Source organism: Parasegetibacter sp. NRK P23 (assembly GCF_023721715.1).
Lineage (GTDB): Bacteria > Bacteroidota > Bacteroidia > Chitinophagales > Chitinophagaceae > Parasegetibacter.
Window position 1 is genome coordinate 370,303 of the sequence record NZ_JAMDLG010000001.1, and the last position, 20,002, is coordinate 390,304.

Here is a 20,002-nt window from a genome sequence, read left to right on the forward strand (position 1 = left end):
ATGCCGGATGATGGCGTACCCGTTAAAACACCTATTCTCCCCTATGCACAATATTGCTAACTTGCCGCTCCATGGCAACGGATACTTCGAATGTACAGTTTCAATTGGCGGCCAGGTTTGTGCACCAGACTTCCAGGCATATTTTCCTCACGGGAAAAGCAGGTACCGGGAAAACGACTTTCCTTCGTTACCTGAAGGATACCGCCTACAAAAAAATGGCCATCGTGGCCCCTACCGGCGTGGCCGCGATGAATGCCGGCGGCATGACCATCCATTCTTTCTTCAACCTGCCCTTTGGCACCTACATTCACAACAAAGCGCATGGCTGGGGAGAAGAAAACGGCAACGTGTACAACAAACACCAGCTGTTTCACAAAGCGAAACTCAGCGGCGCCAAACGAAGCATCATCCGCGAAACGGAGTTACTGGTGATCGATGAAGTATCCATGGTACGCGCCGATGTGCTGGACGCGATGGACGCCATCCTCCGCAACATCCGCAAAAGGCAGGAGCCCTTCGGCGGGGTACAGATGCTGTTCATCGGCGACCTTTTCCAATTACCGCCGGTAGTGAAAGAAGAAGACTGGAACCATTTACGGGAAGTATACGCCAGCCCTTTCTTTTTCGATGCGCTGGTGCTCCGCGAAGCCGACCCCGTTTCCATTGAACTCGACAAAATTTACCGGCAGCAGGACCGGCGCTTCGTGGACCTCCTGAACAACGTGCGCAACAACTGCTGCACCCCCAGCGACTACGACCTCCTCCGCGACCATTACCAACCGGCATTCACACCGGTAGCGGGCGATGATTTTATTACGCTCACCTCCCACAACTTCAAAGCCGATGCCATCAATAAACAGGAACTGGATAAACTGCCCGGCAAACCCGTTTTGCTGGAAGCGCTGGTAACCGGCGATTTCCCCGAACACACCTACCCCGCCGACCGGGTACTGGCCCTGAAACAAGGGGCGCAGGTGATGTTCATCAAAAACGATAAAGGTGAGGCCCGGCGCTACTTTAACGGCAAGATAGGCCTCATCGAAAAGATAGACCTCGTTCAGGACCATATCCAGGTGCGTTTCCCCCATGAGCCCGACCTGCTTACGCTGGAAAAAGAAACCTGGCGCAACATCCGCTACCAGTTCGATGCCGAAAAGGACCGTATTACGGAAGACGAACTGGGCACTTTCACCCAATACCCCATTCGTACCGCCTGGGCCGTTACCATCCACAAAAGTCAGGGACTTACTTTCCAGAAAGCCATGATAGATGCCGGTCGCTCTTTCGCGCCGGGGCAGGTTTATGTGGCGCTGAGCCGGCTCACCAATATGGAAGGACTCGTATTGAAATCGCCCATTGAAGCGAACAGCATCAGTACCGATCCCCATGTACTCGCCTTCTCCCAGAGAACCATTGCACAAAACGCTTTACTGGAGCTCCTTGAATCAGCGCAGAAAGCATTCGCCGGAAAATCCATCCTGCAGGTATTCGACTGGAGCAAGCTGCGCGAAGAAGTGAGTGAATTCCTGGCCGCTTACGAAAAACGGGTGATCCTGAATAAAGAGAAAGGTTATATTCTGTTTCTAGACATCTCCAGAGTGCTGATGAAATTGCAGGAAGTAGGTGCCAGGTTTACCGCGCAGTTGCAACAATTGTTGCAGGATAACGGCAACGAGCCGCACCTTTTGAAAGAAAGAGCCACCGCCGCCACCACCTGGTTCAATGCGGAACTGGAGCAAAAAATATTAGTGCCGCTACAACTTCATTATGCGGAAATGCGGAACAAACCCCGTACAAAAAAATACCTGGATGAGCTGCGTGATATACAGCTTCAATTCGAAAAGCGACAACGGCAACTCAACCAGGTAAATGTTATTGTGCAATCACTTGCGGAAGAAAAGGATATGGATGCCATCATGGAAGAAGTAAGCAAACTGCATCGTCCGTTGTTCCCCCAAACCGCAATGGAAGCGCCCTCCCACCCTGCTGATCCCAAACCCGTAAAAGTGCCCAAAGGCGAGACCAAACGTATTAGTCTGGCCTTATTCAAAGAAGGAAAAAGCATAACGGAAATCGCCAAAGAAAGAGCGCTTGCCGTAACCACTATTGAAGGACATATCGCCGCTTACGCGGGAACTTCTGAGATTGATATCAACACCATCGTAACAGCGGAAAAACTCAACGCCATCGCCGAAAAGATACGCGCATTGGAGAGCTTTTCCCTATCCGCCGTAAAAGAACAACTGGATGATTCTTTCAGCTACTTCGAGATCAAATGCGTAGCGGCATATATCCGGCTTCAGGAAACGGGCAGCACCTCATAATACAGGGAAACCAGGCCCGTATCATAAGGAAAGGATTTTTTCAATTGTAGCTTTACGCGCCCGTTGAGGTCTTTAAACAGTGGCGTTCCGGCTCCCAAAACAATCGGGTGCATGGCGAGCATCAGTTCGTCTACCAGTCCTTCCTTCATGAGCAAACTGGTGATGGATGCTCCGCCATAGAGCCAGATATTTTTTCCTGGTTCGGCTTTTATTTGTTTCACCTTATTTACAATATCATCGGAAATGTACGTTACACCTTGTTCCTGCTGAGGATTACGGGAGAACACGTATTGCTTCATGGAAAGAAAAGCGTTCCAGAAGCTACTTTCTTCCTGCGCATCACTGGAAGGGATATGCGCTTTAAAGAGATCATAGCTTTTTCTTCCGAAGAAGATGGTATCGGTTTGTTGGAGGAATTCGTTCATGCCGTAGTCCTGGTCGGTGAAGCACCAGTCGAATTCACCGTTGGGGCCTTCTATGAGGCCATCGAGGGAGGTGGCGAGTTGGAGGATGAGTTTGCGCATAGATATTTTTTTGCGAAGAAAAGGATGGTGGGTGACAACGGTATGGCAGTTGGGGGAGGAATTTTTGGATGTCTTGATAAGTAAATGAAAATGTTTAAATTTATTCAACCCCAGGTAAGAATCCTAAAGAAATCCTTAAACTATGCTTCATACAATTGCTCAGCCAAAAGTTCGGTTCTTTTACATCCACAAGAAAAGAATTCATAAAACAAAAAAGCCCCCGTCAAAGTCGAGGGCAACTTAATGTTTTCACAACGGAATAATCCTTATTGTGATTTGCTTCGTCTGCAATATAAGCAAAAACCAATATTATACATATTCAGCTAAGTTTATTTTTAAACCTACACATTTACGGTAATCCGTAAATCTTCAATAGTAAACCTATTTATATTCATTGCAAACTGCTTAACAAAATGTCTATAAAACATATATTAGGACTTGACCTGGGCACTACTTCCATTGGATGGGCAAAAATAATAGAAGATGATCAAAAGACGAGTTCATCTATTGAATCGATTGGCGTTCGTGTAAATCCATTATCAACGGACGAACAAACAAACTTTGAAAAAGGTAAACCAGTTTCAGTGAATGCGGATAGAACCCTTAAACGGAGTATGCGTCGTAATCTTAGCAGATACAAACTTCGTCGTAAAAATCTGGTAGAGGTACTTATAAAAAACGAAATCATAACAACAGATAGCATTCTTGCCGAAGATGGCAAAGCAACCACCTATTCCACTTATGGCTTAAGATCAACTGCAGCCACAGAAAAAATACCACTCGAAGCATTCGCAAGAGTATTGCTAGCCATCAATAAAAAGCGGGGGTATAAAAGCAGTAGAAAAGCAAAAAATACTGACGAGGGGCAACTTATTGATGGAATGGCCGTAGCAAAAATATTATACGAGGAGCAACTCACACCAGGACAATTGTGTTTAAGATTACTTAAAGAGGGTAAAAAACATCTCCCCGATTTTTACCGATCAGACCTGGAGGCAGAGTTGAATAAAGTCTGGCAACTTCAACAACAGTTCCATCCTGACATTTTAACCTCCGATTTCAGGAAGCACCTGGAAGGAAAAGGCCAACGCGCCACATCAACAGCATTCTGGAGTAAATATGGGTTCAACACTGCGGATATTAAAGGAACTAGAGATGAAAAGAAGGTAAAAGCATATGAACTGCGCAGCAATGCGGTTCGAGCCGCATTATCTAAGGAAGAAGTTGCTTACGTGATTACTGAAATCAACAATGATTTAAACAAATCCAGCGGTTACCTCGGCGCAATAAGTGACCGTAGTAAAGAACTCTATTTCAACAATGAAACGGTTGGGCAAAACTTATACAGGCAAATTCAAAAAAATCCCCATACCCGATTAAAGGGGCAGGTATTTTACCGGCAGGATTACATGGATGAATTTGAACGTATTTGGGAAACTCAGGCAAAGCATTATCCTTTGTTGACCCCACAACTTAAAGAACAAATAAGAGATATTGTCATTTTTTACCAGCGAAAACTAAAGTCGCAAAAAGGATTAGTCAGCTTTTGCGAATTTGAGAGCAAGGAAATAGAAATCAAAAAAAACGGGCGGATACAAAAGAAGAATATTGGTTTAAAAGTTGCCCCAAAATCTTCTCCCCTTTTCCAGGAATTTAAGATATGGCAGGTATTAAACAACCTTCAATTTACACACAAAACAACTAAACAGGTTTACGTTCCAGACCTTGAATCCAAGCAAATTCTTTTTAACGAACTGAACATCAAGGGCAATCTGAAAGCTACAGAGGCCATCAAATACATTGGATACAATCCCAAGGAATGGGATGCTAATTATAGAATACTTGAAGGCAATCATACAAATCAGGCGTTGTTTAACGCCTATCTCAGAATATTAGAAATGGAAGGGTATGATGAAGATTTGCTAAAACTTGCCGGAAGCGACAATATTGAAGTGGGAACCATCGAAAAACCAGTATCGGAAATACTGACAATGATTGAATCCATCTTTGAGATGATGGGCATAAATACAGGAATCCTTCATTTTGATGCTGAACTAAACGGGAAAGAATTTGAAAAGCAACCCTCCTATCAATTATGGCACTTGCTATATTCAATAGAAGATGACTCGAAAAAGCATGAACAGGAAGATATCTTTTTGTATGGCAATAATGATATTGGCTTAAAGAAAAAGCTTTGTGAGAAATTTGGTTTTCGACCTTCACACACCAAAATATTAGTAAATGTTGCATTAAATAGTGATTATGGGAATCTTAGCAGCAAAGCCATCCGGAAAATAATTCCGTACATAAAAGAAAATAAATACAGCGAAGCTTGCAAACTTGCCGGCTACAACCATTCAGAAGCCTCACTAACAAAGGAAGACAATGCCAATCGAGCACTAAAAGAACGCTTAGATCCCCTGAAAAAAAATGAACTGCGTAGCCCTGTTGTAGAGAAGATATTAAACCAAATGGTAAATGTGGTTAACACGCTCATTGATGAAGAAAATAAAAAACTAAAAGCCAACGGCCACAAAGAAAATTTCCACTTCGATGAGATACGCATTGAGCTGGCGCGGGAGTTGAAAAAAAATGCTGCTGAGCGCGCAGAAATGACAACAAACATCAATGAAAGTAAAATCAGGCATGAGAAAATTATAAAGATTCTTCAATCTGAATTTTTCATCCATAATCCAACACGAAAAGATATCATCCGTTATAAACTTTATGAGGAACTAAAAAACAACGGTTACAAAGACCTTTACACGAATACTTATATTCCCAGAGAAAAACTATTCAGCAAAGAAATTGATGTGGACCATATTATTCCACAAATGAGTTTATTTGATGATAGCTTTTCCAATAAAACCGTTATATACAGAAAAGAAAACCAGGAGAAAGGAAATCAAACTGCTTACGACTTCATTCTGAGCAAATACGGAGAAGACGAGGCTGAAGCATTCGTAAACCGTATTACAGCCCTTTTCGAAATGGGTAAAAAAAGCAAGGAAGAAGGCATTTCAAAGGCCAAGCTACAGAAACTGCAAAAACGACAAAGCGAAATAGGAGAAGGCTTTATTGAACGTGATTTACGAGAAAGCCAGTATATCGCTAAAAAGGCTAAAAACATGCTTTTATCTATTACAAGAAGTGTATTAGCAACCTCAGGCGAAGTAACAGCCAAACTGCGGGAAGATTGGGGCCTGGTAAATATCATGCAGGAAATTAACATGCCTAAATTCCGGGCTTTAGGACTTACTGAGATGATCGACAAAAAAGATGGTGGTCAAAAAGAACGGATCGTGGATTGGAGTAAGCGGAATGATCACAGGCACCATGCAATGGACGCCTTGGTTATCGCATTCACAAAACGCAACCATATACAATACCTGAACTATCTGAATGCAAGAAAAGACGAAGGGCATAAACTTCATAATAACATTCTTGGCATTGAGGATAAAGAAACTGAATTAATTATTGATGATCTTGGCAGACGTAAAAGAAAATTCAGGCTTCCGATACCTAACTTCAGGGAATTGGCCCTGGAACACCTTGAAGGTGTACTTGTATCACATAAAGCAAAAAACAAAGTTGTCACCAAAAACAAAAATAAAATCCATACGGCAAAAGGTGATAAGATAAAAACAGAACTTACCCCCAGAGGCCAGCTACATAAAGAAACAGTTTATGGAAAGTACAGATACTACGTAAGTAAAGAAGAAAAAATAGGCGCTAAGTTCGACGAAAGCATAATTAACCAGGTAACCAACTCCATTTACCGTAAAGCTTTAATGGAAAGGCTTGTATCGAACGGAAACGATCCTAAAAAAGCTTTCGGCGGAAAAAATGCCATCAGTAAAAATCCTATTTATCTTGATAGTGAAAAAAAGCAAACATTACCAGAGAAAATCAAACTCACATGGCTGGAAGATGATTTTTCCATCAGGAAAGATATTAACCCTGGGAACTTTAGCGATGCAAAGTCCATAGAAAAAGTACTGGACCAAGCGGTTAAGAAAAAACTTTTTGAACGGCTTAAAGCGTTTGATAATGATCCCAAGAAAGCTTTCAGCGACCTCGAAAAGAACCCTATCTGGATGAATGAGTCGAAAGGAATTAGCATTAAACGGGTGAAGATCAGTGGCGTTAAAAACGCTACCAACCTTCACTACAAAAAGGATCATCTTGGAAGGCAAATTAAATCTTCGGATGGCAAGTTAATTCCGGTTGACTTTATAAGTACTGGCAACAATCATCATGTTGCTATCTACAGAGATCACGAGGGAAATTTACAGGAGCGTGTAGTCTCCCTCTTTGATGCCGTCCAACTTTCTTCAAACGGACTCCCAGTTATTGACAGGCAATATAATGAAGCTTTGGGTTGGACATTTCTATTCTCAATGAAGCAAAATGAATACTTCTTATTCCCTAACGAAAAAACCGGATTCATCCCCTCAGAAATAGACTTATTCAACCCCCAAAAAAATAAGGACATAAGTCCCAACTTATTTAGGATTCAGAAACTTACCACTGGAGATTATTGGTTCAGGCACCATCTGGAAACATCTGTGGAATCCAAAAAGGAACTTAAAGACGTTACATTCAAACGATTAAGTCTTTCAGGTATTCAAGATATAGTCAAAGTAAGAATCAATCATATAGGACAAATCGTTGGAGTGGGCGAATACTAATACAACCGCATTGTACGTAATACAAAATTTTGATTAAACTTACTATTTCGACTATTTAACTGATGTTAATAAATCCTCCCCATTTTACGGAAAACCGTTTTTCCTACCCCAATAATTAAACTACGTTTATTGCGAAATCAACCTGCAGCCTTTTCTGAATATCCATTTAAAATGAATGGATACTCAGAAAGAGAGGCCTGCTTTTTGAAATACTTTGAATAAACTATTCTTTCCAAAGGAGTTATCCTGAAGCAATAGTCTAAACAAAAGGCATTCGCAATGGCACTTTATTCAAATATCACCATACCGCAGGCTACGCTCATTCAAAATGAGCTAAGGGAAAAACTAGATATCACTGAACGGGATTTGAAAATCTCCACCATCGGCGGAGCGGATATATCCTTGAATTTATACAGTTCCACCATTTACGCCGGCATTATCCTGCTTTCTTTTCCCAGCCTGATTCCTATTGCTTATTCCCTTATAAAAGCCGAAACGCATTTCCCTTATGTACCGGGCTACCTGGCTTTCAGAGAAGTACCGGCACTCACTGAGGCCTGGCAACAAATGCCCACTAAACCTAATGTATTGATAGTAGATGGGCACGGTATCGCTCACCCGCGACGAATGGGCATAGCGGCTCATTTCGGCGTACATACCGGACAACCCAGCATGGGCTGCGCCAAAAAAATTCTTTTCGGAAGGTATGAAGAACCGAACCCTGAACAAGGCTCATTCAGTCCAATACTACACAAAGATGAACAACTCGGTTATGCATTCAGAAGTAAAGGAAAAACTGCTCCCGTATTCATTTCTCCGGGCCATCGCATCGGTATGAAGAACAGCCTGGAAATCATTCGACAATGTACCGGAAAATACAGGATTCCGGTACCTACCCGCCTCGCCCATGAGCTGGTGAACAAATTCAGAAGAGGCGAATTGAAAGAAGGCTTTTCACAATTATAACGCAACGCTAAATACCATTAACCCCTATCACCATGGACTTCAAAGACAAAATCAAACTGCTCGCGGAAAGAGTCTCCAAACTCAAAGACCAGATTAAAACCGAAGAAGCAACCAAGAACGCCTTCATCATGCCATTCATCAGCGAGTTGGGTTACGATGTATTCAATCCAATGGAAGTAACGCCTGAACTGGTGGCCGACATTGGCATCAAACAAGGAGAAAAGATTGATTACGCCATTCTGAAAGATGGCGATCCGATCATCCTGATCGAATGTAAATGGAACGGCGCCCCCTTAAACGTAAACAACGCATCCCAGTTGTTCAGGTATTTCCATACCACCAAAGCAAAGTTTTCCATCCTCACCAACGGCATTGAATACCGTTTCTATACTGATCTCGTGGAAGCCAATAAAATGGACGAAAAGCCTTTCTTCGTTTTCGATATTACCGACATCAAAGACAACCAGATCGAAGAACTGAAGAAGTTTCACAAAAACTATTACGATTTCGACAACATCGTCAGTACCGCCAATGAATTGAAATACACGAATGAACTGAAAACACTCATTCATAATGAAATCGCCAATCCCGGACCGGATTTTGTGAAGCATTTCGCCAGGCAAATCTACAGCGGTACTATCACGGCAAAAGTACTGGACCAGTTCACCAACTTCACCCGGAAATCATTTACGCAATACATCAACGACCTCATCAACGACCGTCTGAGATCAGCGCTTTCCAAAGAAACCGAGAGCCAGAAAGAAACAGAAGCCGCTCCGGAATTACCACCATCCACCGATAGCATTGTAACCACCGCAGAAGAGTTGGAGGCATTCTATATCGTAAGGGCAATACTCCGTGTGCAAATCGATGGCAACCGCGTGCACCACAGGGATGCCCTCTCCTACTTCGCTATCCTGCTGGACGACAACAACCGGAAAAGCATCTGCCGCCTTTACCTCACGAATACCCGGAAACAGATCGGGCTCTTTGATGAACAGAAAAAAGAAACCAAATGCGAACTTAAAACACTCGGAGACATATACCTATACGCAGATCAGTTGCTGAATACAGTTGCTGTACTCGACAAACAAAAACAGGTGGCGGAAGTGAAGGAATAGCTGCATCAATATTCTTCATTCAAAATTCACTCCCATGATTAAACGCACGCTTTATTTTGGGAATCCGGCTTACCTGAAAACGGCCAATGAACAACTGATTATAGAAATGCACGATTCAGGAGAAACCCAACCGGTCCCCATTGAAGACATTGGCATCCTGATCCTGGACAACACCCAAATCACCATTACACAGGTACTGATTTCCAAATTACTGGCCAACAATACAGCATTAATCACCTGCGACCACACCCATCATCCTGTTGGTTTGATGCTGAACCTGGATGGCAACAATTTGCAAAGCCAGAAATTCAAAGTACAGATTGACGCGTCCGTTCCGCTGAAAAAGCAGTTGTGGCAACAAACCGTGGCGCAGAAGATATACAACCAGGCCATGGTACTGAAGAGCCAAAGAGCCGAAAACAAGCTTTTACTCAACCTTTCAAAAGAAGTAAAGAGCGGCGATTCAGAAAACCTTGAAGGTCAGGCGGCGGCGTATTACTGGAAACATGTATTCCCCGATTTCCTGGAATTCCGCAGGGAACGATATGGCGCGAACCCCAATAATCTGCTCAATTATGGATACGCGTTACTACGGGCGATGGTGGCCAGGAGCCTTGTGGGGTCCGGCCTGCTTCCAACCCTGGGCATCCATCATCGGAACCAGTATAATGCGTATTGCCTGGCAGACGATATCATGGAGCCTTATCGTCCGTACGTGGACCTGGTGGTATGCGGGATCATCCGGCAGAATGGAAAATTTCTTGAAATGACGCCTTCTATGAAAAAAGAGTTGCTGAAAATCCCGCAGCTGGATGTTAAGATTAACGGGCAAAAAAGTCCGATGCTGATGGCCATTCAACGCACCACCGCTTCATTGGCGAAATGTTTTGAGGGCTTGAGCAAAAAAATCATCTATCCGGTGATGGAATAACCATGTATGAAAGGCTTAACGCATACAGGATCATGTGGGTATTAGTGTTCTTCGACCTGCCCACAGAAACGAAAAAGGACCGGAAAATCGCCACGAAATTTCGGAAAGACATTCTTGCGGATGGGTTCCAGATGTTTCAATTCAGTATATATCTGCGGCATTGCAGCAGCCGCGAGAATGCCGATGTGCATATTAAACGGGTGAAAAAGATTCTTCCTGAAAAAGGTCATGTGGGCATTATGTGCATTACGGACAAGCAGTTCGGGATGATGGAGATTTTCCGGGGTCATGAGGCGGTTGACGGGCCGGAAACGGTGCAGCAGCTGGAGTTATTTTAAAGAATCAGGATTGAAAAAACGGGGTAAAAACTCATTTTTTCAATCCTGATTTGGGGTTTAAGTTCTTGATGACTAGCTGGTTAGAGCGTTTGTGTTGTCGAAGAACTAATGTACATAATAATTTGAAAGCAAATCACAACAGTGGGCTATGGCTGCACTTACTGGTATAGGTTGTCGAAGAACTAATGTACATAATAATTTGAAAGCAAATCACAACCCGTCAGAAAAGTACTTATCATAGCCCCGAAGTTGTCGAAGAACTAATGTACATAATAATTTGAAAGCAAATCACAACACAACAATAAGAACGAAGTCACTTGTAACCGTTGTCGAAGAACTAATGTACATAATAATTTGAAAGCAAATCACAACGCCTTCCTAATGAAGCCTATCAGCTTCGATGTTGTCGAAGAACTAATGTACATAATAATTTGAAAGCAAATCACAACTAAAGAGCAGTTCAGGTACTTGCGACCTGTGTTGTCGAAGAACTAATGTACATAATAATTTGAAAGCAAATCACAACAGTACCATCAAGGATATGGAGCCGTTCAGCGTTGTCGAAGAACTAATGTACATAATAATTTGAAAGCAAATCACAACCGTAGCCGATGCTGGCCCCGTCGCCGATGCGTTGTCGAAGAACTAATGTACATAATAATTTGAAAGCAAATCACAACAATCAGTTATTTCAATTTCACTCTCCGGCGTTGTCGAAGAACTAATGTACATAATAATTTGAAAGCAAATCACAACTGTCGCCGGTGTTACTGTTGCCGGTGTTCCGTTGTCGAAGAACTAATGTACATAATAATTTGAAAGCAAATCACAACGTTCTTTCTATACCTGGCGAATTCACGGAAGTTGTCGAAGAACTAATGTACATAATAATTTGAAAGCAAATCACAACAGGTCGCTAATAAAGACGGTTTCCTAACAAGTTGTCGAAGAACTAATGTACATAATAATTTGAAAGCAAATCACAACGCTTCACCGCTTCTTACTCCACCAACCCTTGTTGTCGAAGAACTAATGTACATAATAATTTGAAAGCAAATCACAACGCTTCGCGATTTGAAGCGTTGCTTCGTTTTGTTGTCGAAGAACTAATGTACATAATAATTTGAAAGCAAATCACAACCACTCAGCTGAAGATAATAGGCGGCATTGGTTGTCGAAGAACTAATGTACATAATAATTTGAAAGCAAATCACAACGAACGCGTGGAACCAAAGCCGTTTCCACGAGTTGTCGAAGAACTAATGTACATAATAATTTGAAAGCAAATCACAACAAGGCGACCGGAAGCGTCAACGCTGAGCGCGTTGTCGAAGAACTAATGTACATAATAATTTGAAAGCAAATCACAACGAGTTCTTTGATTACATTTTCTAGTTTAGCGTTGTCGAAGAACTAATGTACATAATAATTTGAAAGCAAATCACAACCGCACGAAGTTTGAGTATACGTTCTGCTGCGTTGTCGAAGAACTAATGTACATAATAATTTGAAAGCAAATCACAACTGAAAGGCGGTTTCTGCGTTAGCGGCCGAAGGTTGTCGAAGAACTAATGTACATAATAATTTGAAAGCAAATCACAACCCGCTGCCTAAGCGGTCTCCGCCGAGTGTTGTTGTCGAAGAACTAATGTACATAATAATTTGAAAGCAAATCACAACGCACTGAGCAGCGTTTGGCGCTGCAAGATTGTTGTCGAAGAACTAATGTACATAATAATTTGAAAGCAAATCACAACTTAATGGCGAAACGGTAGGAACTGTTTCCTGTTGTCGAAGAACTAATGTACATAATAATTTGAAAGCAAATCACAACAATGTTGAAACTTCCGTCCGCAATAATGTGTTGTCGAAGAACTAATGTACATAATAATTTGAAAGCAAATCACAACCCTACTCTATCACGGAACGCGACGAAAAAAGTTGTCGAAGAACTAATGTACATAATAATTTGAAAGCAAATCACAACAGCAGTTTAACTTTCATGCTTTCGTGTTTTGTTGTCGAAGAACTAATGTACATAATAATTTGAAAGCAAATCACAACACCTTACCCACGATGTAAAAATGTCGTGTAGTTGTCGAAGAACTAATGTACATAATAATTTGAAAGCAAATCACAACCGAAAAGTTGGTTCGATGATGGCATGATTCGTTGTCGAAGAACTAATGTACATAATAATTTGAAAGCAAATCACAACACTTAAGGACGGTGCTACTTATGTATGTGAGTTGTCGAAGAACTAATGTACATAATAATTTGAAAGCAAATCACAACTTCTCCCTCTTCCTGCTTATCAGCAGGGTTGTTGTCGAAGAACTAATGTACATAATAATTTGAAAGCAAATCACAACCGAGATTATGGAGCGATACGCAAGAGGTCTGTTGTCGAAGAACTAATGTACATAATAATTTGAAAGCAAATCACAACTGCGAACTAGTTCAGCGGTTTCCGCCACCTGTTGTCGAAGAACTAATGTACATAATAATTTGAAAGCAAATCACAACGCCTTCATAGCCTTCGTTTGCTAATGCGCTGTTGTCGAAGAACTAATGTACATAATAATTTGAAAGCAAATCACAACGCTGTGATATTTACGCCGATTTGCACCCAGGTTGTCGAAGAAACTAATGTACATAATAATTTGAAAGCAAATCACAACTATCATAGAGAAGAAAACGGAATTGCCGAAGTTGTCGAAGAACTAATGTACATAATAATTTGAAAGCAAATCACAACTGTACCTGAAAATAGCGTTATCGGGAATAGGTTGTCGAAGAACTAATGTACATAATAATTTGAAAGCAAATCACAACCTGCGTCATGCACTTGTTTACCGGATCGAAGTTGTCGAAGAACTAATGTACATAATAATTTGAAAGCAAATCACAACGCAATGATCAGGGCAGGTACTCCCCCCACAATTCCGTATCTTACAACCTCCAACAAACGAACACCATATGCAAACCAACAATTTACTCCATAAAAAATTCAACATTGATCTTCCCATCTGGTCCGTTGTTGCACCTCTTATATCCGTACTTATCTTTCTTACCAGCACGGAACCGCTTTCCGGCCTCTGGGCCGCAGTAATGGCCATATCACTCATCAGCGTGGTGTTATCGGCGGTACACCACGCCGAAGTGGTGGCGCATCGTGTGGGTGAACCCTTCGGCACATTGATCCTGGCTTTATCCATCACCATCATAGAAGTATCGCTTATCGTTTCCATCATGTTAACAGAGGGCATACAAGGTTCTACCCTGGCACGAGACACCGTGTTCGCAGCCATCATGATCATTCTTACCGGCATTATAGGGATATGCCTGCTGGTGGGCGGATTCCGGTACAAAGAACAGGTCTTTATGAAACAGGGAGTGAGCGCATCATTGGTGGCCATCACCGCGATCGCGTTGCTTACATTGGTGTTGCCCAATTATACAACTAGTAAGGCCGGACCATTCTACTCCAACAGCCAGATGATTTTTGTTGCCATTATTTGCCTGGTCATTTACCTGGGATTCGTTTTTGTGCAGGCGATACGGCACCGCGATTATTTCCTGCCCGAAGGCGACGCTTCCCTGGATGAGGAAACACATGCCCCACCACCTTCTAACGCCACCACCGTTTCGAGCCTGCTGCTATTGTTGCTTGCACTCGCCATGGTGGTGATGCTTTCTAAAAAACTCTCTCCAGTTATCGAAAATATCGTGGTAAATATCGGCGCGCCTAAAAGTCTGGTAGGCATTATCATTGCCGCGGTGATCCTTCTTCCGGAAGGCATGGCCGCACTGAGGGCCGCAAGAAAAAACAGGCTGCAGACCAGTCTGAACCTGGCGCTGGGATCAGCCCTCGCCAGTATCGGACTCACCATTCCAGCGGTAGCCATCGTTACCTATTTCACGGGATTCACGGTAACACTGGGGATCGATGCAAAATCCACACTGATGCTGATGCTTTCCCTGTTTATTGTAAGCCTGTCCTTCAGTTCAGGCCGTACCAATATTTTGCAGGGCATCGTGCTGCTGGTCATATTCGCTTCTTATTTGTTTACGACCATCGTGCCGTAAGCTGGAATTCAACTGCTTCAAATTAATTAAAAGAAAACAAGTATTTACTGCCGTATCCATCTATTCATTTTTTATACCTTCGCCCAAAAACATGAAACCTGTCCTCCTTACCCTGGCCATTCTCTTTCATCTTGCAGGCCAATCGCAACCCAAAACCTTTGAAGGCATCATTCATTACAAAGTGGTGCACACTTCAAAACTTGCGGCTGTTTCTGCCACGGATTTTGCAAGGGAGAACCCCGGAAACACCATGACCATCTACATTAAGAACGGGAAAAAAAAGATAGTTGCAGGAGACTTTACCACCTATTCCCTCCCTGGCGAAGAGAACAGTTACCGCATCATTTCAGGTTTCGACACATTGTACACCATTGAACCCGATACAACTAAGCAGCAGAAAATCGAACAAAAAGCACAACGTTCTACCATTGCAGGCTACGATTGTGAGTCTGCCTCGTTTAAAGAAAGGATTTATACTTACGATTATTGCTTCGCGCGGGATATTATTTGTGATAAAAACAGCAACGATCCGGATATATGGCTCTCACAGAAAGTATCTTGTATCTTTTCAGAACAGGCGATCACCTGCACACAGGTAGAACCCCGGCCTTTAGATGACAGCATCTTCGCTCTGCCTGCGTTCCCCCGTACAAAATACCAATACAATATGCATTACACAAAGGCTGAATTGCCCGGCGGGTGGGGCAAATACTTGCAGCGAACGCTCAACGCCGATCTTGCACTGAAGTACGTTAAGATTCCAAAAGGAGCGGAAGGCGCCAGCGCTACGGCAAGGGTGGTTTTTGTAGTTACTCCGGCCGGAAATATTGCCGATGTTATGGTGGAAAATCCAAAGGAAATCCATCCAAAACTTGCAGCAGAAGCAGTGAGGGTGGTAACCGAATCAAACCGTTGGAAGCCGGTGACCTATCGTGGAAAAAAAGTGCCTCAGGTACTTGTTCAACCCATCAGTTTTGCAATTACGAAGTAAGCAACGAAACTATAATACAATAGCAATGGCGCATCGTTTCCAATGCGCCATTGCTATTACACCTCAACACCAGCGGCTGCTTTACCTTTTCGCCACGTCGAACTTCCTGAAAATCGCACGCACAGCCGACTGTATTTCTTTAGATGTAAGATTCCTGTTGTTTACCTCGTTCGTCGTCCATCCCTGCCATACGGCTTTTTCCGAGCGGGCGTCGGTAAGGGTTACCGTAATGGTACCTTCTTTAACGGGCACATCGTAGTTATCTATGCCCATAAACCGGGAGGGATAATACACGTTGAAAAGTCGCCGTGAATAAGGATTGTAGAACGTGCGCACAAAAGGTCTTGAATACACCGGGTCCGAATTCTGGCGCACCGATCTTTCTACCAGCACATCATAGCTCAACAATACATCCGGTCTCTTTTTCGATTCCTTCCAGCCTACCGTACGCTCCAGTTCCGTGGTTACGGCCGATCTTATTTTCTGTTCCTGAATCGTTTGTTTTCCGTGACCCTCTTTTTCCACCCAGGCGAACGTTTTGTAACGTCCGAAATCCGCGGTATCATCTTTTTCCACGTACACTTTCGATGTACAGCCTGTAATAGTGAAGAAGAGCGCCAGGTATCCGGCCCACCACTTCATTATCGTTTTCATAACGCCTCCTTTTTATGTATTAAACGACAAAATCGTGCCGCCGGACGCTAAGAAAAAGTGAAAAATAAATACTATCCCGCTTTGGTGGTATTCGCGGATATGCTTTCGATATACATCCGCAACTCCTCATCGTTCCGGTTCATTTTCTTCCGCAACCGTTCAAACAAAGCGGCCTCCTGCCCCGGTTCATACACCAGGTCCTCATCAGTAATGCGGTAATCATTCTCTTTGATCTTCTCTTTTACATCGTGCCACGGCATCGCAAGTTTTAACGGTTCCATAACTGACAGTTTGGTGATGAAGTAAAACTGCAAAACACAGGCCACCCGCATAGGTGAAAAAACGGTGAAAATAATTTTGCTAAATTTTTTAGTAATCCATAATTTAGCTGAAGAAAATAACAAAGCTCATGTACATCAACTGTAAAACCTGGTTCAGTTTCCGGTACGGAACCCTTCAGACTGAGGAACTTGTGGACGCGGCCGCTGAAGCAGGGGTTGATGCCCTGGCGCTGACGAATATCAACAGTACCTGCGATCTGTGGACTTTCGTGGCGCTTTGTAAAGCCAAAAACATCCGCCCCATAGCCGGCGTGGAAATCAGGAACGGCAACAAATTCCTCTACCTGTTGCTTGCGGCCAACAACGACGGATTGGAGGCGATACACCGGTTTCTGTCCGCCCACTTACAGGAGAAAAGGCTTTTTCCTGAAAACGCGGGCGCACATATCGTATTTGATAGAAAGGAAGATGGGTTCATTGTTTATCCACCCGGTGCGAAAAGCCCTGCCCTGCTGGAAAAAAATGAATACATAGGCGTACAGCCGGCGGAACTCACCAGATTGTATGGCGTAAACATGGAGCTGTACGGGCACAAATTCGTGGTGCGTCAACCCGTTACTTTCAGGAATGCGCAACAATATGCCATGCACCGTTTGCTACGGGCCATTGATGAGAATACGTTGTTGTCCAGGTTATCCCCCGATAGTATAGCCGGGGAACACGAAACATTTCTTGACGTGGAAACGCTCCGGGAATTGTTCAAACATTATCCCGGATTGGTGACGAATACCTATGAACTAATGAACGCCTGTACCGTGGAAATGGATTTCAGAACGGATAAAACAAAGGCGAGTTTTAACCCCACCAAAGAAGCCGACCGGCAGCACCTGGCAAAACTGGCCCACGAAGGATGCCGGGAAAGGTATGGCAACAGCACCAGGTACGAAGAAGCGGTACAACGTGTAGACAAAGAGCTCGCCATCATCAATAAGCTTGGGTTCAACGCGTACTTCATGATTACCTGGGACATTATCCGGTACGCGCAGCGCAAAGGTTATTATTATGTGGGAAGAGGAAGCGGCGCCAATTCCATCGTTGCTTATTGCCTGTACATCACCGAGGTGGATCCTATTGAACTGAACCTCTATTTTGAACGGTTCCTGAATCCGCAACGGACCGCCCCACCCGATTTTGATATCGATTTTTCCTGGACCGACAGGGATGATATCATCGCTTATGTTTTTGATAAATATGGAAAGGATTATGTTGCCCTGCTTGGTATGTATGCCACGTTTCAACCCAGCGCATTAATCAGGGAACTGGGGAAGGTATTCGGATTGCCGAAAGAAGAAATTGACCAGTTGTCTGAAGGCGGGCCTCCGGATGACGCCATTAAAAGGGATATTATACGATATGCGAAACTGATGAAGGATTTCCCGAACCACCTCTCCATCCATCCGGGCGGCATACTGATCTCAGAAGCGCCGATCGCCCGGTACGCCACCACCGATCTCCCACCCAAAGGATTTCCTACCGCGCAGATAGATATGCACGTGGCGGAAGACATCAACCTGATCAAGCTGGACATTCTCAGCCAACGCGGACTGGGCCATATCAGAGACGCCTTGAAATACATCCGGGAGAACAGGCAGGTGAACATCAACATCCACGATGTGGAGAAATTCAAAAGCGATGCGGCAGTCAGGAAAAACCTGAGAAACGCGCATACCATAGGATGCTTTTACATTGAAAGCCCTGGCATGCGGCAACTCTTACAGAAACTACGTTGCAGCGAATACCTTACGCTGGTGGCAGCCAGCTCCATTATACGGCCCGGAGTCGCCAGCAGCGGCATGATGCGCGCTTATGTGGAGCGGTTCCACGACCGCAATAAGGTACGGTACGAACATCCCGTAATGCAGGAATTGCTGGAAGACACATTCGGAGTGATGGTGTACCAGGAAGATGTGATTAAAGTAGCACACCATTTCGCGGGAATGGACATGGCCGATGCCGATGTATTGCGCCGCGCCATGAGCGGAAAATACCGCGGGAACAAAGAGATGCTCCGCATCAAAGCACAGTTCTTTTCCAATTGCCGGGCACTGGGGCGGGAAGAGGAAGCCACGGCCGAAATATGGCGGCAGATAGAATCCTTCGGCGGGTACAGCTTCTCCAAAGCACACTCTGCATCCTTCGCGGTGGAAAGTTATCAAAGTCTTTACCTGAAAACATATTACCCGAAAGAGTTCATGGTAGCGGTCATCAACAATTTCGGGGGCTTTTATTCCAGGGAACTGTATTTCTATGAACTGCACAAAACCGGCGCCGCGATACATCCGCCCTGCATCAACGAGAGCCATGTGTACACCCGCATCACCGGGAATGATGTGTACACTGGGTTCATTCATGTTAAATCGCTGGAAGAGAAACTGGTGGAGAAAATTTTGGAAGAACGAAGTCGGTGGGGAAGGTTCCTGCATTTGCAGGATTTCATTGAACGGGTGGCCCCGCCGCTGGAGCAACTGAATTTGCTCATACGCCTCAACGCGTTCAGGTTTACAGGAAAGAATAAAAAACAATTGTTGTGGGAGGCCAATTTTCTGCAAAAAAAGAACAGGAACCATATCCCTTCTTCTCAATCGCTATTCAGGGAAGAGCCAACGACTTTTCAACTCCCCGCTTTCCGGACCGATGCGCTGGAAGATATTTTCGACCAGGTAGAGTTGCTCGGGTTCCCGTTGCACTCTCCTTTCCCACTCACGGAAGAAAACCCGGCCCACTTCGTTTCCGCACGCGATATGGAAAAGCACCCGGGACAAACCATCACCATGCTCGGCTACCTGATCACCGTAAAGAACATCAGCACCATAAAGAACGAAAGAATGAGTTTCGGCACCTTCATGGATGACAAACTCGACTGGATCGATACCGTACACTTTCCCGACAACCTGCGCCAATACCCGATAAACGGTAAAGGTTTCTACCGCATCACCGGGAAAGTAGTGAACGACCTGGGCAACTGGGTACTGGAAGTGCAGCACATGGAAAAAGCCGGCTTAAAAAAAACAGCGGTTGCCGCGTTGTAAGTT

General features: G+C 43.9%; 12 protein-coding genes and 1 CRISPR repeat array. Of the genes, 9 read left to right on the forward strand and 3 right to left on the reverse strand.

Annotation, left to right across the window (positions count from 1 at the left end; genetic code table 11):
* Nucleotides 1–71: 71 nt before the first annotated feature.
* Complete coding sequence (locus M4J38_RS01430; protein ID WP_251757737.1) at nucleotides 72–2,324, forward strand: helix-turn-helix domain-containing protein; 2,253 nt, start codon at nucleotides 72–74, stop codon at nucleotides 2,322–2,324.
* Here M4J38_RS01430 and M4J38_RS01435 read toward each other — a convergent pair.
* On the reverse strand, nucleotides 2,300–2,848 hold the full coding sequence (locus M4J38_RS01435) for a dihydrofolate reductase family protein (protein WP_251757738.1): 549 nt from the start codon (nucleotides 2,846–2,848) through the stop codon (nucleotides 2,300–2,302). The genes M4J38_RS01430 and M4J38_RS01435 overlap by 25 nt on opposite strands.
* A gap of 413 nt (nucleotides 2,849–3,261) precedes the next feature.
* On the opposite strand from M4J38_RS01435, the gene cas9 reads away from it, so the two are divergent.
* The 7 genes from cas9 to M4J38_RS01470 all read left to right on the forward strand — a co-directional run bounded on the left by cas9 (nucleotide 3,262) and on the right by M4J38_RS01470 (nucleotide 15,975).
* Nucleotides 3,262–7,539: a type II CRISPR RNA-guided endonuclease Cas9 gene (cas9, locus tag M4J38_RS01440; protein WP_251757739.1), complete on the forward strand. Its 4,278-nt coding sequence runs from the start codon at nucleotides 3,262–3,264 to the stop codon at nucleotides 7,537–7,539.
* A gap of 279 nt (nucleotides 7,540–7,818) precedes the next feature.
* Nucleotides 7,819–8,505: a deoxyribonuclease V gene (nfi, locus tag M4J38_RS01445; protein ID WP_251757740.1), complete on the forward strand. Its 687-nt coding sequence runs from the start codon at nucleotides 7,819–7,821 to the stop codon at nucleotides 8,503–8,505.
* Nucleotides 8,506–8,537: 32 nt separating this feature from the next.
* Complete coding sequence (locus tag M4J38_RS01450) at nucleotides 8,538–9,626, forward strand: type I restriction endonuclease (RefSeq protein ID WP_251757741.1); 1,089 nt, start codon at nucleotides 8,538–8,540, stop codon at nucleotides 9,624–9,626.
* Between the two features lie 34 nt (nucleotides 9,627–9,660).
* A complete protein-coding gene (cas1, locus tag M4J38_RS01455; RefSeq protein WP_251757742.1) occupies nucleotides 9,661–10,557 on the forward strand; it encodes a type II CRISPR-associated endonuclease Cas1 in 897 nt (298 codons plus the stop codon).
* A 32-nt stretch (nucleotides 10,558–10,589) separates the two neighbouring features.
* Nucleotides 10,590–10,895: a CRISPR-associated endonuclease Cas2 gene (gene cas2, locus M4J38_RS01460; protein ID WP_251757743.1), complete on the forward strand. Its 306-nt coding sequence runs from the start codon at nucleotides 10,590–10,592 to the stop codon at nucleotides 10,893–10,895.
* A gap of 93 nt (nucleotides 10,896–10,988) precedes the next feature.
* Nucleotides 10,989–13,807: direct repeats of the CRISPR family, unit length 47 nt; unit sequence GTTGTCGAAGAACTAATGTACATAATAATTTGAAAGCAAATCACAAC.
* Nucleotides 13,808–13,874: 67 nt separating this feature from the next.
* Nucleotides 13,875–14,984, forward strand: coding sequence for a calcium:proton antiporter (locus M4J38_RS01465; protein ID WP_251757744.1), 1,110 nt, complete (start codon nucleotides 13,875–13,877; stop codon nucleotides 14,982–14,984).
* A 91-nt stretch (nucleotides 14,985–15,075) separates the two neighbouring features.
* Nucleotides 15,076–15,975 carry an energy transducer TonB gene (locus M4J38_RS01470; RefSeq protein WP_251757745.1) on the forward strand — a complete coding sequence of 300 codons (900 nt, stop codon included), beginning with the start codon at nucleotides 15,076–15,078 and terminating at the stop codon, nucleotides 15,973–15,975.
* Nucleotides 15,976–16,056: 81 nt separating this feature from the next.
* On the opposite strand, the gene M4J38_RS01475 is transcribed toward M4J38_RS01470, so the two are convergent.
* Nucleotides 16,057–16,629, reverse strand: coding sequence for a DUF4136 domain-containing protein (locus tag M4J38_RS01475; protein WP_251757746.1), 573 nt, complete (start codon nucleotides 16,627–16,629; stop codon nucleotides 16,057–16,059).
* A 71-nt stretch (nucleotides 16,630–16,700) separates the two neighbouring features.
* Nucleotides 16,701–16,910, reverse strand: a complete 210-nt coding sequence (locus M4J38_RS01480) for a hypothetical protein (protein WP_251757747.1) — start codon at nucleotides 16,908–16,910, stop codon at nucleotides 16,701–16,703.
* Nucleotides 16,911–17,038: 128 nt separating this feature from the next.
* Here M4J38_RS01480 and M4J38_RS01485 point away from each other — a divergent pair, with 128 nt between their 5' ends.
* Complete coding sequence (locus M4J38_RS01485) at nucleotides 17,039–19,999, forward strand: DNA polymerase III subunit alpha (protein WP_251757748.1); 2,961 nt, start codon at nucleotides 17,039–17,041, stop codon at nucleotides 19,997–19,999.
* Nucleotides 20,000–20,002 lie beyond the last annotated feature (3 nt).